The sequence below is a fragment of the Alterinioella sp. B-7 genome (assembly GCF_056857775.1).
In genome coordinates this window covers 416,958-438,684 of record NZ_JBSXNT010000039.1, presented here as the reverse complement: position 1 = coordinate 438,684, position 21,727 = coordinate 416,958, and the positions used below count along the sequence as shown (strand labels likewise).

Here is a 21,727-nt window from a genome sequence, read left to right as displayed (position 1 = left end):
TCACCCCTCCCAAGGGGCAAAGCCGAAATTGACGAAATCCTTGCGATAGATCTCGCCGATCAGCGCCTCGGTCTCGTAATTGTTGATCTCGGACAGCGGGAATGGCCCGTCATCGACGGGCATATCAAACTCCACCTCCTTGCCGGTCTGCCCCCTGGCCAGCCGCGGCAACCCCTCGATCAGGTCTTCCTCGCGGAACAGGTGATCGGGAAGCGTCACGCCCGCCATGCCCTGAAGGATCGCGGTTTGCGAGGCGAAGACGGGTTCCACCTTCACACTTGTCTGCCCCGCCAGGTTGCCCTTGAGAAAATGCAGGAAGGCGATGAACGCCTCCTGATGCTGGTCGGCGTAATACCCCTTGATCACCCCCTCTTCGGGGATCGGCAGGCCATAGCGCTTGCGCAGCACCCGGCGGATATTGCTGAAGGCGGGCCGGTCATTGGGCAGGATGCAGGTGTTGAAGACGTGATAGGCGCGCTCCAGCGGGTGCCGCAGCACGGTGAAGCTGCGATAGCCCGGATGCTTGCGCATCCATTGGCGCAGGTCCTTCTGGTTCATCGCGCCCAACAGGTCGCCCGTCGCGATTCCCTCCAGCGCCGCCATCCATGACTTGACCGGCTCCACCGCCGCGCCCTTGATCGGCATGAAGAGCAACCCCGCCTCGGGCGTCGCGCAGAAATTCGGCACCCCGGCATGGCGGGGCGGCTCGAAATTCGGAGTCTTGTCCAGCTCGAACCGGTCCAGCTTGGACAGCATCCGCACCATGTGGTCGTAGTTTTCGACCTTCTCGCTCAGATCGCTCGGGTTCTGCTTCTTGAGCTTGGAATTGGTGCCGTCCAGCTCATGCTCCGACCCCAGGAACCGCGCCAGCCCGTTGATCACCTCGACATCGTTGATGTCATCGTAACGGATGTAGAACGCGGTCTGCCCGGTGGTCTGAAGCCCGCGCTGCAACCTGACCTGAAATTCCTGCAGGTCGGTCAGCATGTTTTCGAACTCCCACTGGCGAAACTCGATCTTGGCGCTGCGGGCGTGTTTCATGTCGGTCAGCCGCCATTGCCCGGTCTCCGAGGCAATCCGGCGGCTCACGTAACTGTCCAGCGGGTTGCGGGTCAGGATTACCTTGGCGATGGCCGGGTCGGGCAGGATGCGGTCCAGCACGCGCACGTCATGATCGTGGAAGAAGCGGAACCCCGGCGTCACCCCTTCCTCGGCGTTGTCGATGATGGCCTCCAGCAGGTCCAGCGGCTTCTTCTCGCGCCGGTCCATGTCGATGCCGTGCATCTCGAACCTGTTATGGTGCCCCATGAAGGTGGGGTTATAGACCTCGCCCAGGCAATCCAGATCGGGCAGGTCATTCAGCGTTGCCTCAAGATAGTTCGAGCCCGTCCGCATTTCCGCGAAGATCACGAAAGCGTCGAATTTGCGGTCCATGTCCTACCTCACCAGATATGGACGCGAGCCGTCCTGTTTCGGCTGCGCCCCGCCCAGTTCGACGGGGAAATCGCCCATCATATGCGGGTTCATGCCCTGGTTCTTCAGGTTTTGCAGGAATTGCCCGAACCCGGTCAGGTCGACCATGCGCGGCGCCTCGGTCAGGCGGCCGACGGCGGGGCCGCCCATCGAATCGAGGATGGATTGCAGATGTTCCATCGGTTCCTCGATGAACTCGGCCAGCGACCATATCCGCACCTCGGCGCGGGTCTGCACCCGGCGCAGGATATCTATGAAATCGACCTCCTGTTTTTGCAGATGCGCGGCCTGCTTGCGGATGGTCAGGAAATCCTTGTTGGCATTGAACAGCGGCACCGCCCAGGCCCCGGTGATGACCGAGATCTGCGCATTGCCATCCTCGGCCATGAACCACGCGATGCGCTGCTTGTCGCGGGGGGAAAACTGGAACACCTGCCGTTCGCCGCGCGTGTTCCAGATCAGGCTGGTCAGGAATCGTTCGGGGTTGTAGTCGCGCAAGGCCGCGCTGGCCGACAGACAGCCGGAATAGACGTCACCATCGCCCGCGAACCGGGCGCGGGTCCGGTCGAAGAGGTTGCCATGCACCCGCGTGCCCAAGCGGCGCGACAGCCAGGGCTCGAAGTTTTCAAACAGGTCGTTGAAGCCCTGGAACACCGAATAGGGCGCGCAGGTCTTGCCGTTTTCCCAGTTCGGATTGGGGAACCGGCTGTGCATATACATGCCGGCGCGGCCCCGGGTCCGGCGTTCCAGCGCCTTGGCGAAAACCCGGTCGATCTTGCCCGGCGCGGGTTCGGCCATGACGGTGCCGCGATCCTGGTCGGTCAGGAACGTGTCATAGAGACGATCCGCCTTCGACCAGATCTTGCGCGCGACGAAACAGTCGGACCGGCGCAGAAGATGCAGGTGATCGTCGTAGAAGACATGCGGCTTGCCCTGGAAATCGAACTTGGACAGCGTCAGCGACCGGCTTTCGATCCGGGTCGAGTATTTGCGCACCAGCGTCTGGTAATAGCTTTCGTCGGGGATCCAGACCAGTTTGAAATAGCGGTCATAGATCTTGCGCGACGGGTCTTGCAGGATCGCCGACAGGGTCTGCCGCGTCAGGCACCACCATTGGCTACCCAGATGCGGCACCAGCTTGTCCGGCATCTTGCGCCTGAAGCCGATGTTGCGCTGGAACTCGACGTAGCGGTCAAAGAGATACCGGTGCCGTTTCCACGAGAACGGAAACCGCAGCTGGAAGCGTTCGGAATGCAGCCCGTCAACGGTCCATTCCACATCCTCGGTGGTGACACTTTCGATGAAATCGGTGCGCGGGCGCGCGGCGAGGTAGGCGCGCAGCTCCTCCACCGGGCGCAGCGGCAGGCACGAGCCGCTGGACAGGAACACATGCCGGACCTCGGGAAATTCCCGCAGCATCATCTCGGAGCCCGATTGCGATGCGGCCACCAGCGACCAGGTGCCCCATTCGCATTTGTGCCGCCCGCAAAAGCGGATGTTGTGCAGGTCTTTCACGGCCTCGCGCAGCCCGTCGAAGGACGCCTTGGCCACCCGCTTGTCGACATGGATCACCACCGGGCAATCCCGTTCGGCCCAATGACGCGCCACCTGCGCGGCCCGGTCCAGCGCGGTGTGACACATCATGACAAACCCGACGCTCATGCCCAGTTTCCCTTGGACATGAGGCCCAGGATCTCAAGCTGGCGCCAGTTGATGTAGCGTTCCGACCATTTGCACCACAGGTTCGGATCCTCGTTCAGGCCGGAATGATAGGCCTTGTATTCATGGCTGTTGGCATAGTGCTGCTTGCGCTGAAGCTCCTCCCGCGCCTTCGTCGTGAAGGTGTCGAGGAACTTGGCGTGCATCAGCACCCCCGACGCTTTCTCACCGCCCCATTCGTCGAAGACCAGGTTCAACCCGCGCGGCAGCAGCATGTGGGTCGAACTGGCAAAGGCATAGCCCTTGTTCCATTTCACCAGCGGTATCTTGTTCAGCGCCGGCGCGCGTTCGGGGTTCTGGTCGAAGAACAGCCGCGCCCGTGGCCCCCCCTGGATCCACAGGTTGCCGTAATTCCAGTTGCGCTCGATCATGTAATTGCCGCTGTCGAACCAACAGGCGATGTCGAACGGGTTCTGCCCCTCATTATAGGGCTGCGCGGTGATCGGCCCCTTGGGATACATGTCCAGCAGCATGGCGCCAAAGGACTTGATCGAGGAGGAGTCCAGCCAGTCGGTCAGCGCCGGAATGGGCCGCGTGTCGCAAAACGGGTAGATCAGGAACTCATCCGGATCGACCACGACGCACCAATGGCCATGTGCGTATTGCCGCATCAGCGCGTTCAGCCAATCCATGCCGAACCGCGACCGCTTGTAGCTGCCCTGGCTCATCCAGACCGAACAATCGCCCTGCGCGGCCAGGTATTCGCGGGTGCCATCGGTGCTGTCATTATCGACGATGATGAAATGCGACACGCCCCGGTCGCGGTAATAGGTCAGGAAATAGGGCAGCCGGATGCGTTCATTGCGCAGCGTGACAAAACACAGCACGTCCGAGGGGCGGATATCATCCGTGCGGTCGGCGACAAGCATCAGCTCGCGCGCTTTCCGCCAGGCCCTGACAAGGAACCTCTTCCGCTCAAGGCGCAGCTTGTATCGCTGGACCGCCCTCATGCCTCACCTACTGCCTACCCGGCCAAAGCGCCGCTTCGACCGTCCTGAAATGCTCTGCCCATGTCGGCACGCGAAATTCGGCCACCGATTCCGCCGCAAGGCTAACCGCTGACCGTTTCTTTATCGTTTCCATCCAAGAATACGCATTCAGCGGGTCCAGGTAAACGGCGTAGTCGCCCAGAATCTCTCGCAAAACCGGCAGATCGGCGCAAATCGGCAGGGTTCCAAGCTGCGCGGCCTCGACCGCGGGCAAGCCAAAGCCCTCGGCATGGGTCGGAAAAAGCAGCCCATGCGCCCCGGTCAGCAGCGTCCTGACCTGCCCGTCGCTCAGCCCCTCATGCTCGAATATCGCGATGTTGCGCAGCGGATGACTGTCCAGCCGGTCAAGCAGCGCCGCATCCGCCCATCCCCGCCGCCCGACGATATGCAGATGCGGGCGGGTCGCCTCGGGCAGCTTCTCCCAGACATCCAGCAGCAGCGCATGGTTCTTGCGCGGCTCGATGGTGCCAAGCGCGACGAAGCGCGGCACATCTTTGTCGAACGCCAGCGGCTCGGGCCTTGCGGGCGCGGGCACCCCCAGATGCGCGGGCAAGACGGGGGGCGCATCCACGAACCGGCCGCGCAGCCGTTCTGCCGTGTCTTGCGAATTGCACAGGATCAGATCGGCGCGCGTCATCACCTGGGTCAGCATCTGCGCGAAATGCGCGGGAAACCCGGGGCTGGAATATTCGGGATGCTCCAGCGGGATGATGTCGTGGATGAACACGGCCGCACGCAGATCGGGCAGCGCCTGGACGGCGGCCAGCGTATGCTCGCTCAGGTTGCTGTGGCCGGTATTCAGATAGACCGTATCCTCGCGCAGGTGATCCGACAGGCGCGGCAGCAACCCCCCCGGCAGGCACCGGGCCAGCGCGTGACGGCGCAACAGCGCCTCACCCGCGTGGCGCGGATTGGCGGCTTTCCCGGTCAGGCGCGACAGGAAATCGGGCTTTCCCCACGGTCCGCCCGCGTCCAGCGCCTGCAAGAAGGCCCGCGCGCCGTCTGCCCCGCAAATCAGGTATCCGCGCGAGGTGCGCACCAGGAACCTTGGGTCGGGGTCTACCGCCAGCACCCAATCCGCATAGGCCCGTTCGACCCGGTCCACACCGGTCAGCGGCCCAAGCCCGACGCGGGACAGAAGCCGCGTCAGATCAAGGCACAGCGCCGCCCCTGCCATCAGGTCACTGGGCTGCGTTTTTCATGGAGGTGACACCGTCGAGGAATTGTGAGAACTCATCGCGCAGATCCTCACGCGCAAGGCCGAAGGCGACGGTCGCCTGCAGGAACCCGGCCTTTGACCCGCAATCGTAGCGCTGGCCCCGGAACCGGAAACCATAGACATTGTCCGCGCGCCCGATCTCCTGCGCGATGGCGTCGGTCAGTTGCACTTCGCCGCCGCTGCCCGCCTTGGCGCGGTTGAGGTTGCGCATGACGTCAGGCGTCAGGATGTAGCGCCCGATCACGGCCAGGTTCGACGGCGCGTCCTCGACCGCCGGTTTCTCGACCATGCCCTTGACCGACACGACGGACCCCATGTCTTCCTTGACGTCCAGCACCCCATAGGCCGAGGCCTTCTCGGGCGGCACTTCCATCGCCGCGACCATGTTGCCGCCAAGCTCGGCATGGGCCTCCATCATCTGTTGCAGACAGGGCTTGTCGGCGGCGATGACGTCATCGGGCAGGATCACGGCGAAGGATTCATTGCCCAGAAGCCTGCGCGCGCACCAGACCGCGTGGCCGAGGCCAAGCGCCTTGTTCTGCCGCATATAGGCGATTTCGCCCGAATCCATATTGGTGGTCTTGAGCGTCTCAAGAATGTCCAGCTTGCCCTTCTTGCGCAGCGAATGCTCAAGCTCGGGCGCGACATCGAAATAGTCTTCCAGCGCACTTTTTCCGCGAGCGGTGACAAAGATGAATTCCTTGATGCCCGCCGCGCGCGCCTCGTCGATGGCGTATTGGATCAGGGGCCGGTCGACCAGGGTCATGATTTCCTTGGGGATCGACTTGGTCGCGGGCAGAAACCGCGTTCCCAAACCTGCCACTGGAAAAATCGCCTTGGTGACTTTCTTCATTACCTATCCCAACTTACTGCGCGACCAATGCCTGGGGTTCGTGCCCCATGTTCCGACGCTGCCCGAAAACCTTGACAGTTCTTGCGCCAGATATGGCCATTTCTGTGTCTTTTGCCGGAATATGGCCCCGAATGTCCATTCATGGCCAGCGAATTCCGTGCAGCCGTGCCTCTTCTGCCGCGATACGTGCAGCAAAGCCCCAGGGGCGAAACCGGGGCTGGTCGCGCAGGGAGGGACCGAAGAGGCCGCCGGATTGCAGCCAGACCCCCGAGCGCGTGAACCTCACGCGATGCGCGCGCACGGTCGGGGCCAGCAGAAAGACACTGGAGGAGCGTCCCTCGGCGGCAGCCTGCCGTGCCGTTTCCATAAGTCTGCGGCGCTGGAACCATCGGCCCGATAGCACCAAGGGTTCGGGCGCTTCGCCGCCCACCAGCGGGACGAAATCGGGCGGCGGGGCCAAGTCCTGCGGCGGGACCATCTCGGCGCTGCGGCCCGCCTCCATCCCGGCGCGCAGATCGTCCAGCAGGCGGCGCATTTCCTCGACGTCGATCTGTCCGCTGCGCACAAAGCGCTGCACCCGTTCCGATTGCTCCTGCAAGATCTCGGTCAGCCGCTGGTCCATCCGGTCGCTGTGCTTGCGCAGGTAGATCACGCTGCTCGCCCCGATCTGGAACAGGCTGCGCGGGATGCGGCCCGCATTGCGGCGAAGGCTTTCGGCATAGCCGTGATGGACCGTGGCGAGCGGCGCGAAACCCGCCCGCATCCCGGCCTTGTGCAACCGCCAGGCCAGATCGGTTTCATCCAGGAAAAACGTGAAACCGGGATCGAACCCGCCGAGCGTTTGCAGCGCCTGCCGCCGGATCGCCATATTGGTGCCTTCCAGCTTGACCGCTTGCCCCTCGGGCAGCGGCCCATTCAGCGGATGCGCCACGCCCTCGGCATCGACGCTCCGCTGGCCCCACTGCACGGATATTCCGTTGCGGCCAAGCACGGTCCCGGTCGTGGCCATGACCTCCGGATCGGCGAAAGGCGCGGTCAGATGGTCCAGCCATGTCGGCTCCGGCACCGCGTCATCGTCGATGAAGGCCAGGATCTCGCCCGCCGCCAGACCCGCCGCCTGGTTGCGCGCGGCGGAGATATTCGCCTCGGCCTGATGCCCGGTCTTGATCCATTGCGCGAAAGGCAGGTCCGAGATCGCCACCAGCCCGGCCTGATCGGCCACCACGACCAGTTCGAACGGGCGATGGAACAGCTGGCTGACCCCGATCGCCGCGCGGCGCAGCAACTCGGGCCGCCCGTGGCTGACGATGACGACGCTGACGGTGGGGCTCTCGCTCAAGGCTCCCCCATCTCGGCCAGCATCGCCTCGATCCGGGGCACGTCCTCGGGGTTGTTCAACTCCCAGAACTTGCGCCCCCGCGCCTCGACTTCGACGCAGAGCACCTTGTGCCCGGCCTCCAGGAACCGCAATTGCTCCAGCCCCTCCAGAACCTCCAGCCTGCCCACGGGCCAGGTCGGATAGGCCAGGAGTGCATCGGGCCGGTAGGCATAGACCCCGACATGGTGAAATACCGGCGTTTCGGCCTCGGGGGCGTAGGTCTGGCCGGTATAGGGAATGACCTCCTTGGAGAAATAGAGCCCGTGGTGATCGGCATCGAACACCGCCGTGGTGCCCCCGACGCGGCCCGCCTGACGGTCGGCAACCAGCGCGGCATGGGTCTCGCCGTCGCAGCGCAGGACCGGCGTGGCCAGCGCCGCATCGGGGGCCTTGCGCAGACCCGCGATCAGGTCTTCCAGGAACCAGGCGGGCGTCAGCGGCGCATCGCCTTGCAGGTTCACCACCATGTCGACACCCGAAAGCTGCCCGAGCGCCTCGGCGCAGCGTTCGGTGCCGTTGCGGCACGCTTCCGAAGTCATCAGCACCCGCGCCCCGAACCCCTCCGCCGCCGCCCTGATCCGTGCGTCATCGGTGGCGACATAGACCGCGTCGATCCCCGCAACATTTCGCGCCGCGCGCCAGCTGCGCTCGATCAGGCTGCGCGCCTGCCCCGTGGCGCCGCGCAACTCGGCCAGCGGCTTGCCGGGATAGCGCATCGAGGCATAGCGCGCGGGGATGATGCAGACGGTCGTCATGTCACGCGCCTTTCAGATCGACGCCGGGTGCATAGGCGATGAAGAACGGGTTCTCATAGCCCGGCTTGCCATAGGTAAAGGGCGCGTGATCCTCGAACCGGACCATCTGCCCGCCCGCGCCGCGCAAGACCGCATCGCCTGCCGCCGTGTCCCATTCCATCGTGCGGCCGAGCCTCGGGTAGATGTCGGCCTCGCCGGTCGCGACCAGGCAGAACTTCAGGGACGATCCCGCGCTTTTCATGTCGGCTGTCTCATATTTCCCGATATAGGCATCGGTCGCCGCGTCCCGGTGCGATTTCGACGCCACCACCAGCAGGGCGGAATTGTCCGGGTCAGACACTGACATCCCTTTGACAGAGCCTTTTTCCCCCTCGCTGAACGGCCCCGCCTCCTCGACCGAGCGCCCCTCGGCATCGGTGTAGAAAAGCCGCGCTTTTGCTGGCGCATAGACCACGCCACGCACCGGAACGCCGTCGACCACATAGGCGATGTTCACCGTGAAATCGCCGCGCCGCTTGATGAACTCCTTGGTGCCGTCCAGCGGATCGACGATGAGGAAACTGGCCGCCGTCTCGGAATGGCTCGCCGCCTGTTCCTCGGTCACCAGCGTCACCTCCGGAAACGCCGCCCGCAACCCGGCGGAGATCAGCGCATCGGCAGCCTCGTCGGCCTCGGTCACCGGGCTGTCATCGGACTTCGCCTTCACCTCGAAATCGTCGGCGTCGTAAATCTCCATGATCCGCGCGCCCGCCTGCAATGCGAGGGTGCGGAACACGGTTTCCATCTTGTCGAAATCCATCAAGTGCCTTTCCATAGCGTCGATTGAAAAATCCGGGTTTTGCGTTTATCGTCTCCTACCAACGATTGAGCAAGAATTCCCTGCGACAAAGACAGGGGCCGCGAAGATCGGTCAGGCAAGCAGGTTAAAGATGCAATTTCGTCAAGACACACGGCGCACGACCTTCGGGATCATCCTGAACCTGTGCGAACTGACCTACCATTCCACCGTGCGCAAGGTGCGTGAAACGCATGGCAACGCGCTGATGGCCCTGTTCATGAGCATCATGCAGGCGCTGCTTTTCGTGTTCGCCTTCTATTTCATGTTCACCGTCCTGGGCACGCGCGGCATGATGATCCGCGGCGATTTCATGATTTACCTGCTGACGGGGATCTTCCTCTACCTGACGCATATCAAGGCACTCGGGGCCGTCCTGGGGGCCGAGGGGCCGACATCGGCGATGATGCAGCACGCGCCCATGAACACGCTGGTGGCAATCGCGTCCTCGGCCCTCGCGGCGCTCTATATCCAGACGCTGTCGCTTATCGTGATCATGTTCGGCATTCACACGATCCTCAACCCGATCGAGATTCACGATTGGGCCGGGGTCGGCATGATGTATCTTCTGGGATGGGCCTCGGGCTGTGCCATCGGTCTGGTGCTTCTGTCGCTGAAACCCTGGATTCCGGATGCCATCTCGCTGATCCAGACGCTCTATACCCGCGCCAACATGATCGCCTCGGGCAAGATGTTCGTCGCCAACAGCCTGCCGGGTTTCATGATCCCCTGGTTCGACTGGAACCCGCTGTTTCACCTGATCGACCAGTCGCGCGGATTTGCATTCAACAACTATTTCCCACATTATACGAATTGGCAGTACCCGATCTATATTACCCTGGCCTTCCTATTATTGGGCCTGATGGGGGATTTTTACACGCGCAAGCGCGCCTCGGCTAGTTGGATGGCACATAGATGAAAAAGCTACTTCTTTCCCTGTTCTTCGTGATCTTTGGCACCATGGCCTCGGCCCAGGTGCAGGACTACCCAGCCCTTTTCAACGTCACCGACGTGCGCCCCGGCGACATCCTGAACGTGCGCGCCGGGCCGGGCGTCAACCATCAGATCATCGGCACGCTCGCGCGCAATGCCACCGGGGTCGAGGTTATCGGCACCACCGAGGATCGCCGTTGGGGCCGTGTCTCGATGGGCGAGATGTCGGGCTGGTCCTCGATGCGCTACCTGACCCGCACCGGCCCGTCCTGGGACCAGGGCCTGCCCGCACCGCTCTATTGCTCGGGGACCGAGCCATTCTGGAGCTATGACCGCCAGGTCGGCGGCGGCAGCTGGAGCGATTTCGAGGTTCAGAACCAGCCCCATGCCGAACGGTGGTCCGGCAGCGCCTCGGGCCGGGGCCCGTCGATGTTCGCGCTGGACCTGGACAGCGGCACCGCGACGATGACCGCCTTCATCCGCCGGGGCATCTGCTCGGACGGGATGAGCGACCGGGATTACGGCATCGTCGCCCAATTCCTGCGCCGCAGCGGCGGCCAGACCGTGCTTCTGGACGGTTGTTGTTCGCTGGCGCGTTAAGGCATGTCGCTCAAAAGTGGGAACCGGTTTTGAGCTTCTCGGACATCGCGTATCAACAGTCCACCACCCGCAGCGTCAGATTGATCCGCCCGCCCTTGGGCAGGAGCGGCGAGGATCCGAACCTGATCCGGTCCACACCGTGATGGTGGAGCCGCGCCGCACCGCCCATCACCACGACATCGCCCGAGCTGAGCCAGAGAGACTCGGTCTTGCCGCCGCGCGCCTCACTGCCCATGCGGAACAGCGCCGCGTCCCCAAGCGAGACCGAGACCACGGGCATTGAGAAATCCCCCTCGTCCTTGTCCTGGTGCATCCCCATCCGCGCGCCGTCGCCGTAGAAGTTGATCAGGCAGCTATCCGGCAGCCGCTCCACACCCGATAGGGCGCGCCATATCTCCAACACACGTTCCGGGATCGCGGGCCAGTCCATGCCCGACGGATGCCGATCCTCATAGCGATAGCCGCGCCGGTCCGTGACCCATCCGACCCGTCCGGCCGAGGTCATGCGCACCGACATTTCCCGCCCGCGCGGCGTCACCGGCACCATCAGCGGCGCGGCCCGGACCACGCCCCGGATATCCTCCAGCAACGCGCCCTGCGCTTCCGCCCCAAGAAATTCCTTGTAAATCAGGAACCCCCGCGTATTCAGCACCTGCATCGTGGTTTCTCCGCCCCCTGTTGCAGAATCGTAAACCTTCCGCCCATCCCCCTGTTGCAGCGGCGCAGGCCCCCACTTATATACCCTGCGAAGCGCGGTCGGGGCAGCCCCGGCCTTTACCTAAAAGGGGGCCGGGGGCCGCAACCGGACCTGCCCTCTGCAACATCGCCTTGAAGAAGGGATCTGAAAACATGGCCAAAGTCATTGGTATCGACCTCGGAACAACCAACTCCTGCGTCGCCATCATGGACGGCGCACGCCCGCGTGTGATCGAAAATGCCGAAGGCGCCCGCACCACGCCCTCGATCGTCGGCTACACCGATGATGAGCGTCTGGTCGGCCAGTCCGCCAAACGGCAGGCGGTCACCAACCCCGACAACACCATCTTCGCCGTCAAGCGCCTGATCGGGCGCCGCATGTCCGATGCCGCGGTCGAGAAGGACCGCAAACTGGTGCCCTACGCCATCGTCGATGGCGGCAATGGCGACGCCTGGGTCGAAGTGCGCGGCGAGAAATATTCGCCCAGCCAGGTCTCGGCCCTGATCTTGGGCAAGATGAAGGAAACCGCCGAAAGCTATCTGGGTGAGGAAGTCACCCAGGCCGTCATCACCGTGCCCGCCTATTTCAACGACGCCCAGCGTCAGGCCACCAAGGATGCCGGCAAGATCGCGGGCCTGGAAGTCCTGCGTATCATCAACGAGCCGACCGCGGCGGCCCTCGCCTATGGCCTCGACAAGAAAGAGACCAAGACCATCGCCGTCTATGACCTCGGCGGCGGCACCTTCGACGTGACCATCCTCGAAATCGACGATGGCCTTTTCGAAGTGAAATCGACCAATGGCGACACCTTCCTGGGTGGCGAAGACTTTGACATGCGCATCGTCAACTACCTGGCCGATGAGTTCAAAAAGGAAAACGGCGTCGACCTGACCAAGGACAAGATGGCCCTGCAGCGCCTGAAAGAGGCCGCTGAGAAAGCCAAGATCGAACTGTCCTCGGCCACGCAGACCGAGATCAACCAGCCGTTCATCTCGATGGACCCCAAGGGCGGCCAGCCGCTGCACATGGTGCAGAAACTGACCCGTGCCAAGCTGGAAAGCCTGGTTTCCGACCTGATCAAGAAGTCGATGAAACCCTGCCAGGCGGCGCTCAAGGATGCGGGCCTGTCCAAGTCCGACATTGATGAGGTCGTGCTGGTCGGCGGCATGACCCGGATGCCCAAGGTGATCGAGGAGGTGACCAGCTTCTTCGGCAAGGAACCCAACAAGGGCGTGAACCCCGATGAGGTCGTGGCGCTTGGCGCGGCGATCCAGGCCGGTGTTCTGCAAGGCGACGTCAAGGACGTGGTCCTTCTGGACGTGACGCCGCTGTCTCTGGGTATCGAGACGCTCGGCGGTGTCTTCACTCGCCTCATCGACCGCAACACCACCATCCCGACCAAGAAGAGCCAGATCTTCTCGACCGCCGAAGACAACCAGAACGCGGTGACGATCCGGGTCTTCCAGGGTGAGCGTGAGATGGCCGCCGACAACAAGATGCTCGGCCAGTTCAACCTTGAGGATATCCCCCCCGCCCCGCGCGGCCTGCCGCAGATCGAGGTGACCTTCGACATCGACGCCAACGGCATCGTGTCGGTCAGTGCCAAGGACAAGGGCACCGGCAAGGAACAGAACATCACGATCCAGGCCTCGGGCGGTCTCAGCGATGAAGACATCGAGCAAATGGTGCGCGACGCCGAGGAAAACGCCGAGGCCGACAAGGGCCGCCGTGAGCTGGTCGAAGCCCGGAACCAGGCCGAGAGCCTGATCCACTCGACCCAGAAATCGCTGGAGGAACATTCCGACAAGGTCGATCCGACCACGGTGGAAGCCATCGAACTGGCGATCAAGGCGCTTGAGGAGAACATGGAATCCGAGGACGCCGGCAAGATCAAGGGCGGCATCCAGAACGTGACCGAAGCGGCCATGAAACTGGGTGAAGCGATCTACAAGGCACAGGCCGAGGCCGAGGGCGAAGAGGCGCCGGAAGGCTCCGACGGGCCGTCCAGTGTCGATGACGACATCGTCGATGCGGATTTCGAGGATCTGGGCGACGACGACCGCCGGTCGTAAGCGCGTGACCTGACCCACGTTGAGACCGGCCCGGGATCCCCTGGCCGGTCGATGCGTTTCAGAGGGGAACTGAATTAACATGGCAAAACGCGATTTCTACGATGTGCTCGGAGTCTCGAAAGGCGCGTCCGCCGAGGAGATCAAGAAAGGCTATCGCAAGAAGGCCAAGGAACTGCACCCCGACCGCAACTCCGACAACCCGGAGGCCGAGGCGCAGTTCAAGGAAGCCAACGAAGCCTACGAGGTTCTGAAGGACGCCAACAAGAAGGCGGCCTATGACCGCTACGGCCACGCGGCCTTTGATGGCGGCATGGGCGGTGGCCCGCGCGCGGGCGGCGGCCATGGCGGCCAGGGCGATTTCGCCAGCGCCTTCTCGGACGTGTTCGAGGATCTGTTCGGCGATTTCATGGGCGGTCAACGCGGCCCCGGCGGAGGCCGACGCGCCGCGCGCGGCTCGGACCTGCGCTACAACCTGCGCATCTCGCTGGAAGATGCCTATACGGGCCTGCACAAATCCATCACCGTCCCGGCTTCGGCCACCTGCGAGGAATGTAACGGATCCGGCGCCGAGGGCGGCGCGGAACCGCAAAGCTGCCCGACCTGCTCCGGCATGGGCAAGGTCCGCGCGCAGCAGGGCTTCTTCACCGTCGAACGCACCTGCCCGACCTGTTCCGGCGCCGGTCAGATCGTCAAGAACCCGTGCAAGGCCTGCGGCGGCGCGGGCCGGGTGCAGAAGGAAAAGGCGCTCTCGGTCAATATCCCCGCAGGCGTCGAGACCGGCACCCGTATCCGCCTCTCGGGCGAGGGTGAGGCCGGTCTGCGCGGCGGCCCGCCGGGCGACCTCTACATCTTCATCGACGTGGCCGAACACGACATCTTCAAGCGTGACGGGCTGGACCTCTTCTGCCGGGTGCCGGTCTCGATGGTCAAGGCCGCCTTGGGCGGCGAGATCGAGGTGCCCACGATCGACGGCGGCCGCAGCCGGGTGAAGGTGCCCGAAGGCTCGCAATCGGGCCGCCAGATGCGCCTGCGCTCCAAGGGGATGCCCGCGCTGCGCGGCCCCGGTCAGGGCGACATGTATATCGAGCTGGCGGTCGAAACCCCGGTCAAGCTGACCTCCCGCCAGAAGGAGCTGATGCGCGAGTTCGACGAGGCGTCCTCGGGCTCGAACAACCCCAATGCCAGCAGCTTCTTCGACAAGGTCAAGAGCTTCTGGGATTCGATCAAGGACTGACCGCCCGCGCCAGGCGGGGTGCGCGAAAGGTTGTCGCGCCAGCCCTTTGCCGAATGTGTTGGACCGCTTTTGCAAAACGCCCCCGCAGGTTTTCTGCGGGGGCATCTTGGTTTGGCACATCCGGTTGGCGCTGCAGAGCGGTCTTTCGACGCCCGTTCACCACAATCTGCTTGGCCCGGCACACTATATTTGGCATCGCGGCCAGGAACATCCCTCAATCAAGGACGATGATCCCGGATTGCTTCGATTTGTGCTCCGGTTCGACATGAATTGTAATCCGCGCATCCGCCAACGCATCCCTCAAGCCATTCTCGATCCGATCACAGATTTCATGTGCGCGGAACACGGTCGTCTCTCCGGGCACGATGAGGTGGAAATCTATGAAGATCACGGACCCTGCATGGCGTGTCCGAAGGTCGTGAGCCTCCATCGCCCCATCCGCCTCCGCCGCGATGATCTCTCTGATACTGCTCAGCGTTTTCTCTGACACGGCTTCATCCATCAGGCCGCTCAAGGATTCCTTGATGATCTTCGAGCCCGACCAAAGGATGTTGACGGCCACCAGGACGGCCAGCGCCGGATCAAGGATCCACCACCCCGTCGCAACCGCAAGAAGAACGCCCACGGCCACGCCGACTGAGGTAAGAACATCCGTTACCAGGTGTTTTCCATCGGCCACCAACGCCGGAGATTGTCGTTTCCGTCCACGAGAGATCAGAACCCATGCCCAAACACCGTTGATGACGGTCGCCCCGAGATTCACAAGAAGCCCCTCAATCGGCGCATCAAGCCTGATCGGCTCCATGAAGCCGTGGTAGGCTTCTCGCAAGATCAGCAGCGCGGCGACGATAATCATCACACCTTCAAGGACCGCACTGAAGAATTCCGCCTTGTTATGCCCGTAAGGATGATTGGCATCGGCGGGTTTGGCCGCGACCTGAATGGCAATGAGGGCGGCGAAGGCCGTTGCGACATTGACCGTGCTTTCAAGCGCGTCTGACAACAGCGCGACCGAACCGGTCATCCAATACGCAAGCGCCTTTACGCCCAGGACGACAAAGCCTACGAAAATGCTGCAAATCGCCAGCTTGATAGTGGTCACCTTGTCGGTCCTCTTTTCCGCATCGCACACCAATCAGACCAAGCAGCAGGAACACAATGTAAGGGGCTTGGATTCAGCGCCGGGGGCTACGTCATTTCCGGGCTCTGGCGCCGACCCGTCTGTACGGGGGGCGCATCGGGGGGTGTACAGGGGGTGTACGCCCGTTTTCGTCCCCTTTTACCGCCCGATCTCACACGCCGCCATCACCGCCATGTTCAAAATGTCATTCGCGGTGGAGACGTTCGAGCAGATCTGCACCGGGTGATCCAGACCCGTCAGGATCGGCCCGATCACCGTCGCGCCCGCCATCTCCTGCATCAGTTTCACCGAGATCGAGGCCGAATGCCGCGCCGGGACCACCAGCACATTGGCGGGGCCGGTGAGGCGGCTGAACGGGTAATTGTCCAAGACTTTCTGGTTCAGCGCCACATCCACCGTCATCTCGCCATCATATTCAAAATCAACGCCAATTCGGTCCAGAACGGCAGGTGCCTGGTGCATCTTCTCGGCCCGCTCGGACACCGGATAACCGAAGGTCGAGAAGCTGACAAAGGCCACGCGCGGCTCGATTCCAAGGCCCCGCGCCACGGCGGCCCCGCGCCGCGCGATCAGCGCCATATCCTCGGCGCTCGGCCATTCATGCACCAGCGTGTCGCAGATCAACACGATCCGCCCCTTGTGAAACAGCGCCGTCACACCCACCGCGCCATCCTCGGCCTTGGCGTCGAAGACATGTCCGATCAACCCCAGAGCATGCGCCGATTTCCGCGTCGCCCCCGTCACCAACCCATCCCCATGCCCATGCGCCAGCATCAGCGAGGCAAAGACATGCCGGTCGCGCGCGGCCAGCCGGTGGATGTCCTGGCTGTCGAACCCCTTGCGTTGCAGGCGCTGGTAGAGGAACGACTTGTAGCTTTCCAGATGCCGCGTGTTGGCTGCGTTCACGATCTCCAACTCGCGCGCGGCATCGCCAAGGCCCACCGTCTCCAGCATCTCGCGCACCTGCGCTTCGCGCCCCACGACGACGGCATTGCCCATGCCATTGCGCTGATAGGCGACGGCGGCGCGCAGCACGCGGATATCGTCGCCCTCGGCAAAGATCATCCGCGCCTGCGCCTTGCGGGCACGGGAATACATGCCGCTGAGGATCGAGGCGGTCGGGTCCATCCGGGCCTGCAGGGAATGTGCATACCCGTCCATATCCACGATGGGCCGCCGCGCAACGCCGGTATCCATCCCCGCCTTCGCCACGGCGGGCGGGATCGTGTAGATCAGCCTTGGGTCGAAGGGCGTGGGGATGATGTAGTCGCGCCCGAAGGTCAGCTTGCGGCCATAGGCCACCGCGACCTCGTCGGGCACATCGGCGCGCGCAAGTTCGGCCAGCGCCTCGGCGCAGGCGATCTTCATCTCGTCATTGATGGCGCGGGCATGGATGTCCAGCGCGCCGCGGAAGAGATAGGGAAAACCAAGCACGTTGTTGACCTGGTTGGGGTAATCGCTGCGGCCCGTTGCCACGATGGCGTCGGCGCGGACCTCATGCGCCTCTTCGGGTGTGATCTCGGGGTCCGGGTTGGCCATGGCGAAGATGACCGGGTTGTCGGCCATGGATTTCACCATCTCCTGCGTCACCGCGCCCTTGGCGGAAACGCCCAGGAACACGTCACACCCCACCATCGCCTCTTCCAGGCTGCGCGCCTCGGTCTTGACGGCATGGGCCGATTTCCACTGGTTCATGCCCTCGGTGCGGCCCTGGTAGATGACGCCCTTGGTGTCGCACATGATGCAATTGTCGTGCCGCGCACCCATCGCCTTCAGCAACTCCAGGCAGGCGATCCCGGCGGCACCTGCCCCATTGAGGACGATCTTCACCTCCTCGATCCTCTTGCCGCTGAGATGCAGCGCGTTGATCAGACCGGCGGCGCAAATCACCGCCGTGCCGTGCTGGTCGTCGTGAAAGACGGGGATGTCCATCTGTTCCTTGAGCGTCTGCTCGATGATGAAGCATTCGGGGGCCTTGATATCCTCAAGGTTGATGCCGCCAAAGCTCGGCCCCATCAGGCGCACCGCGTTTATGAAGGCCTCCGGGTCTTCGGTGTCCAGCTCGATGTCGATGGAGTTCACGTCGGCGAAGCGCTTGAACAAGACCGCCTTGCCCTCCATCACCGGCTTGGAAGCCAGCGCGCCCAGGTTGCCAAGGCCCAGAACCGCGGTCCCGTTCGAGATCACGGCGACCATGTTGCCCTTGGAGGTGTAGTCATAGGCACATTCCGGGTTCTCGGCGATGGCCTCGCACGGCACCGCCACACCAGGGGAATAGGCCAGGCTCAGGTCGCGCTGCGTCGTCATCGGCACCGAGGCCTGGATGTCGATCTTGCCGGGGCGCGGCTCCAAGTGATAGGACAGCGCCTCTTCGCGGGTGATTTTCGACTTTGTCGCCATGGGTCCGGTGCATCCTTTTTCGGGGCTCAGCGGTCGAGTGATACCGCCCCGCGCGCGCTATCTCAACAAAGCTGTTTCAGGATGTCTTTCATCCACAACCTTAAAGCCGCCCGCTCGGATTGCGGTCTTTCACCCGCCCGCCACAATTTGTAGACTTCGCGGAACGGGCCAGGGGGCGGGGATGAACGCACAAGTGACGCCGATGATGGCGCAGTTTCTGGAGATCAAGGCGCAGCATCGCGATGCGCTTCTGTTCTACCGGATGGGCGATTTCTACGAAATGTTCTTTGACGATGCGGTCGCCGCCGCCGAGGCGCTGGATATCGCGCTGACCAAGCGCGGCAAGCACCAGGGCGAGGATATTCCGATGTGCGGTGTGCCCGCCCATTCCGCCGAGGGGTATTTCCTGACCCTGATCCGCAAGGGGTTTCGCGTTGCGGTTTGCGAACAGATGGAAGACCCGGCGGAGGCGAAGAAACGCGGATCCAAATCCGTGGTCCGGCGCGAAGTTGTCCGGCTGGTCACCCCCGGCACCTTGACCGAGGACAGCCTGCTTGAGGCACGTCGCCACAATTTCCTGGCGGCTTACGCGGATATTCGCGGTGACGGCGCGCTGGCCTGGACGGACATTTCCACCGGCGCGTTTCACGTGATGGCCTGCCCGCTGGTACGGTTGGGGCCAGAGCTTGCCCGGCTTGGCGCGCGGGAGGTTCTGGTCGCCGACGGGCTGGATCAGGCCGCGATGCAGGTGCTGGAGGAGACCGGCGCCGCGATCGCCCCGCTCTCGCCCGCCAGTTTCGACAGCCGGTCTGCGGAGACACGGATTCAGTCTTTGTTTCAGGTGAAATCGCTCGATGCCTTCGGGCAGTTCAGCCGCGCGGACCTTTCGGCCATGGGTGCGATTGTCGATTACCTGGAGATCACGCAGAAAGGAAACCTGCCGCTCCTGCGCCCGCCCGTGGGTCAGGTCCCGGGGCGGATGATGCAGATCGACGCGGCGACCCGGCGCAATCTGGAGCTGACCTCGGCGCTGGCGGGGGGCCGTGCGGGATCGCTGCTCGCCACGATTGACCGGACGATCACCGCCGCCGGGGCGCGGTTGCTGGAACGTCGGCTCTCCAGCCCCTCGACGCAGGCGGACGTGATCCAGGGACGACTCGACTCCATCGGGTTCTTTCAGGATCAGGACCGGATCGCCGAGGATCTGCGCGACGCCCTGCGCCGGGTGCCCGACATGGACCGCGCCCTGTCGCGCCTGTCGCTGGATCGGGCCGGCCCGCGTGACCTTGCCGCGATCCGAAATGGGCTGATCGAGGCGCGGATACTGCACAAGATGCTGGAAAGGACCGACCTGCCCCCGCTGCTGGCCGAGGCAAGCGCGGGGCTGGCGGGCCATGACACGCTGATCGCGCTGCTCGAAAGCGCGCTGATCGCCGAACCGCCGCTTCTGGCGCGGGACGGCGGCTTTATCGCCAGCGGCTATCACGCGGAACTGGACGAGACCCGGCGGCTGCGCGACGAGGGGCGCGGCGTGATCGCCGGGATGCAGGCCGAATTCATCGAGGCGACGGGGATAACCTCGCTCAAGATCAAGCATAACAACGTCTTGGGCTATTTCATCGAAACCACGGCCACGCATGCGCAGAAGATGCTGTCGCCGCCGCTGTCCGAACGCTTCATCCATCGCCAGACCACCGCCAACCAGGTGCGGTTCACGACCGTAGACCTGTCCGAGATCGAGACCCGCATCCTGAACGCGGGAAACCGGGTGCTGGAAATCGAGAAGTCCCTGTTTCAGTCTCTAAAGCAGGCCGTTCTGGACCAGCATGAGGCCGTCAGCACCGCCGCCAGCGCCCTCGCGGAGATCGACCTTGCCAGCGCGCTGGCAACGCTCGCACGGGAGGAAAACTGGGTCCGACCGGTCGTGAATGACAGCCGCGATTTCGTGATCGCGGGCGGGCGGCATCCCGTCGTGGAACGCAGCCTGCAAAAGTCGGGTGAGCCCTTCATCACCAATGACTGCCAGCTTTCCGCGCAGGTGGACGAGGCCGCGCTGATCCTTCTGACCGGCCCCAACATGGCCGGTAAATCGACCTATCTGCGGCAGAACGCCCTTATCGCCATCCTCGCGCAGATGGGCAGCTATGTGCCGGCCTCCAACGCCACCATCGGCCTTGTCAGCCAGGTCTTCAGCCGCGTGGGCGCGTCGGACGACCTGGCGCAGGGGCGCTCCACCTTCATGGTGGAGATGGTCGAGACCGCCGCGATCCTGAACCAGGCCGATGACCGGGCGCTTGTGATCCTGGATGAAATCGGGCGCGGCACGGCGACCTATGACGGCCTCTCCATCGCATGGGCGACGCTGGAACACCTGCATGACGTGAACAAGTGCCGCGCGCTTTTTGCCACGCATTACCACGAGATGACGTCGCTTGCCGACCGCATGAAGGGGGTCGAGAATGCCACCGTCGCCGTGCGGGAATGGGAGGGTGACGTGATTTTCCTGCACGAGGTGCGCCCCGGCGGTGCGGACCGCTCCTACGGTGTGCAGGTGGCGAAACTGGCGGGCCTGCCGCAGGCGGTTGTTTCACGTGCGCAATCGGTGCTGGAGGCGCTGGAAAAGGGCGAGCGCGAGGGCGGTGAACGGCAAAAGGCGCTGATCGACGATTTGCCGCTTTTCTCTGCCGTGCAGGCACCGCCCCCTGCCCCGTCCAAGCCCTCGCCCCTGCTCGACCGGCTCAAATCCATCCATCCCGACACGCTTTCACCGCGGGATGCGCTGGATTTGATCTATGAGCTGAAAGAGCTGTCCGGCGATTAACCGGGGTTCGACGAGACGCCGACCTGTGCCGGGCGCAGCAGGCGGTCATGCAGCATGAAGCCCACGGCCATCACCTGGATGATTTCGCCCTTCTTGGTGTTGGGCAGCGGCGCCTCGAACATCGCCTCATGCTCCTGCGGGTTGAACGTGTCCCCCACCTCGGGCACCAGCGGCGACACGCCGTGCTTGGAGAAGACGTTGAGCAATTCGCGCAAAGTCAGTTCCACGCCCTCGATCACCGCGGTTGCGGCCTCATTTTCCTTTTCCTTCGCCGATTGCAGCGCGCGGTAAAGGTTGTCGTAAACCGGCAGCAGATCGCGGGCCAGTCTCGAGCCTCCATATTGCTCACCCTCGCGCCGGTCCCGGTCGGCGCGTTTGCGCACGTTTTCCGATTCCGCCAGAACCCGCAGCAGCCGGTCCTTCATCTCGTCACGCTCGGCGCGCATCAGTTCCAGCTCGGACGGGCCCTGATCCTCGGTGATGTCGACCGTCTCCTTGCCGCCATCAAGCGCGGCCTCCTCGCCTTCGAGGGCCGCCTCGATCTCGGCCTCTATGGCCTCGGGGTCGTCCAGGAACGTATCGTCTTTCGGTTCAGCCATGCCATTGCC

Annotated in this window: 17 protein-coding genes; 5 read left to right on the top strand and 12 right to left on the bottom strand. The window is 63.5% G+C overall.

Translation table 11 applies throughout. The features are described from left to right. The 8 genes from AC13C7_RS17100 to cysQ all read right to left on the bottom strand — a co-directional run bounded on the left by AC13C7_RS17100 (position 1) and on the right by cysQ (position 9,185). A complete protein-coding gene (locus AC13C7_RS17100) occupies positions 1-1,434 on the bottom strand; it encodes a nodulation protein NodH (protein ID WP_482868182.1) in 1,434 nt (477 codons plus the stop codon). A 3-nt stretch (positions 1,435-1,437) separates the two neighbouring features. After that, complete coding sequence (locus tag AC13C7_RS17095) at positions 1,438-3,135, bottom strand: DUF5927 domain-containing protein (protein ID WP_446121250.1); 1,698 nt, start codon at positions 3,133-3,135, stop codon at positions 1,438-1,440. After that, on the bottom strand, positions 3,132-4,142 hold the full coding sequence (locus AC13C7_RS17090; RefSeq protein WP_446121248.1) for a glycosyltransferase family 2 protein: 1,011 nt from the start codon (positions 4,140-4,142) through the stop codon (positions 3,132-3,134). The genes AC13C7_RS17095 and AC13C7_RS17090 overlap by 4 nt, the downstream gene beginning before the upstream one ends. Positions 4,143-4,149: 7 nt before the next feature. Further along, complete coding sequence (locus AC13C7_RS17085; protein ID WP_482868181.1) at positions 4,150-5,358, bottom strand: glycosyltransferase family 4 protein; 1,209 nt, start codon at positions 5,356-5,358, stop codon at positions 4,150-4,152. Between the two features lie 4 nt (positions 5,359-5,362). Further along, positions 5,363-6,253: a UTP--glucose-1-phosphate uridylyltransferase GalU gene (gene galU, locus AC13C7_RS17080; protein WP_172318294.1), complete on the bottom strand. Its 891-nt coding sequence runs from the start codon at positions 6,251-6,253 to the stop codon at positions 5,363-5,365. A 139-nt stretch (positions 6,254-6,392) separates the two neighbouring features. Further along, a complete protein-coding gene (locus AC13C7_RS17075) occupies positions 6,393-7,592 on the bottom strand; it encodes a glycosyltransferase family 2 protein (RefSeq protein WP_482868180.1) in 1,200 nt (399 codons plus the stop codon). Beyond that, on the bottom strand, positions 7,589-8,386 hold the full coding sequence (locus AC13C7_RS17070; RefSeq protein ID WP_172318298.1) for a 3-deoxy-manno-octulosonate cytidylyltransferase: 798 nt from the start codon (positions 8,384-8,386) through the stop codon (positions 7,589-7,591). Before AC13C7_RS17070 ends, AC13C7_RS17075 begins: the two co-directional genes overlap by 4 nt. 1 nt (position 8,387) lies before the next feature. Beyond that, complete coding sequence (gene cysQ / locus AC13C7_RS17065; protein ID WP_172318300.1) at positions 8,388-9,185, bottom strand: 3'(2'),5'-bisphosphate nucleotidase CysQ; 798 nt, start codon at positions 9,183-9,185, stop codon at positions 8,388-8,390. Positions 9,186-9,315: 130 nt separating this feature from the next. On the opposite strand from cysQ, the gene AC13C7_RS17060 reads away from it, so the two are divergent. Both AC13C7_RS17060 and AC13C7_RS17055 read left to right on the top strand, forming a co-directional pair. Next, positions 9,316-10,140, top strand: coding sequence for an ABC transporter permease (locus AC13C7_RS17060; RefSeq protein WP_446121237.1), 825 nt, complete (start codon positions 9,316-9,318; stop codon positions 10,138-10,140). After that, entirely contained in the window at positions 10,137-10,754 is a 618-nt protein-coding gene (locus AC13C7_RS17055) for an SH3 domain-containing protein (protein WP_482868179.1), read from the top strand. The genes AC13C7_RS17060 and AC13C7_RS17055 overlap by 4 nt, the downstream gene beginning before the upstream one ends. A gap of 52 nt (positions 10,755-10,806) precedes the next feature. Here the strand turns inward: AC13C7_RS17055 and AC13C7_RS17050 are convergent, their stop codons facing one another. Continuing rightward, complete coding sequence (locus AC13C7_RS17050) at positions 10,807-11,412, bottom strand: alpha-ketoglutarate-dependent dioxygenase AlkB family protein (protein ID WP_482868178.1); 606 nt, start codon at positions 11,410-11,412, stop codon at positions 10,807-10,809. 191 nt (positions 11,413-11,603) lie between these two features. On the opposite strand from AC13C7_RS17050, the gene dnaK reads away from it, so the two are divergent. Continuing rightward, the gene (gene dnaK / locus AC13C7_RS17045; protein WP_172318308.1) at positions 11,604-13,523 is read left to right on the top strand and encodes a molecular chaperone DnaK; all 1,920 of its coding nucleotides are present in this window, start codon (positions 11,604-11,606) and stop codon (positions 13,521-13,523) included. Between the two features lie 79 nt (positions 13,524-13,602). After that, complete coding sequence (gene dnaJ, locus AC13C7_RS17040) at positions 13,603-14,757, top strand: molecular chaperone DnaJ (protein WP_446121232.1); 1,155 nt, start codon at positions 13,603-13,605, stop codon at positions 14,755-14,757. A 214-nt stretch (positions 14,758-14,971) separates the two neighbouring features. On the opposite strand, the gene AC13C7_RS17035 is transcribed toward dnaJ, so the two are convergent. Continuing rightward, positions 14,972-15,859, bottom strand: coding sequence for a cation diffusion facilitator family transporter (locus AC13C7_RS17035; protein ID WP_482868177.1), 888 nt, complete (start codon positions 15,857-15,859; stop codon positions 14,972-14,974). A gap of 177 nt (positions 15,860-16,036) precedes the next feature. Then, positions 16,037-18,298, bottom strand: coding sequence for an NADP-dependent malic enzyme (locus AC13C7_RS17030; RefSeq protein ID WP_474888307.1), 2,262 nt, complete (start codon positions 18,296-18,298; stop codon positions 16,037-16,039). A gap of 181 nt (positions 18,299-18,479) precedes the next feature. Here AC13C7_RS17030 and mutS point away from each other — a divergent pair, with 181 nt between their 5' ends. Then, positions 18,480-21,119: a DNA mismatch repair protein MutS gene (gene mutS / locus AC13C7_RS17025; RefSeq protein WP_235952615.1), complete on the top strand. Its 2,640-nt coding sequence runs from the start codon at positions 18,480-18,482 to the stop codon at positions 21,117-21,119. Here the strand turns inward: mutS and AC13C7_RS17020 are convergent. Next, the gene (locus AC13C7_RS17020; protein WP_172318316.1) at positions 21,116-21,718 is read right to left on the bottom strand and encodes a nucleotide exchange factor GrpE; all 603 of its coding nucleotides are present in this window, start codon (positions 21,716-21,718) and stop codon (positions 21,116-21,118) included. The genes mutS and AC13C7_RS17020 overlap by 4 nt on opposite strands. Between the last annotated feature and the right edge of the window lie 9 nt (positions 21,719-21,727).

Coding starts and splice junctions, on each gene's coding strand:
- AC13C7_RS17100 (WP_482868182.1), bottom strand. CDS start 1,434: ATGGACCGCAAATTCGACGCTTTCGTGATCTTCGCGGAAATGCGGACG.
- AC13C7_RS17095 (WP_446121250.1), bottom strand. CDS start 3,135: ATGAGCGTCGGGTTTGTCATGATGTGTCACACCGCGCTGGACCGGGCC.
- AC13C7_RS17090 (WP_446121248.1), bottom strand. CDS start 4,142: ATGAGGGCGGTCCAGCGATACAAGCTGCGCCTTGAGCGGAAGAGGTTC.
- AC13C7_RS17085 (WP_482868181.1), bottom strand. CDS start 5,358: ATGGCAGGGGCGGCGCTGTGCCTTGATCTGACGCGGCTTCTGTCCCGC.
- galU (WP_172318294.1), bottom strand. CDS start 6,253: ATGAAGAAAGTCACCAAGGCGATTTTTCCAGTGGCAGGTTTGGGAACG.
- AC13C7_RS17070 (WP_172318298.1), bottom strand. CDS start 8,386: ATGACGACCGTCTGCATCATCCCCGCGCGCTATGCCTCGATGCGCTAT.
- cysQ (WP_172318300.1), bottom strand. CDS start 9,185: ATGGATTTCGACAAGATGGAAACCGTGTTCCGCACCCTCGCATTGCAG.
- AC13C7_RS17060 (WP_446121237.1), top strand. CDS start 9,316: ATGCAATTTCGTCAAGACACACGGCGCACGACCTTCGGGATCATCCTG.
- AC13C7_RS17055 (WP_482868179.1), top strand. CDS start 10,137: ATGAAAAAGCTACTTCTTTCCCTGTTCTTCGTGATCTTTGGCACCATG.
- AC13C7_RS17050 (WP_482868178.1), bottom strand. CDS start 11,412: ATGCAGGTGCTGAATACGCGGGGGTTCCTGATTTACAAGGAATTTCTT.
- dnaK (WP_172318308.1), top strand. CDS start 11,604: ATGGCCAAAGTCATTGGTATCGACCTCGGAACAACCAACTCCTGCGTC.
- dnaJ (WP_446121232.1), top strand. CDS start 13,603: ATGGCAAAACGCGATTTCTACGATGTGCTCGGAGTCTCGAAAGGCGCG.
- AC13C7_RS17030 (WP_474888307.1), bottom strand. CDS start 18,298: ATGGCGACAAAGTCGAAAATCACCCGCGAAGAGGCGCTGTCCTATCAC.
- mutS (WP_235952615.1), top strand. CDS start 18,480: ATGAACGCACAAGTGACGCCGATGATGGCGCAGTTTCTGGAGATCAAG.
- AC13C7_RS17020 (WP_172318316.1), bottom strand. CDS start 21,718: ATGGCTGAACCGAAAGACGATACGTTCCTGGACGACCCCGAGGCCATA.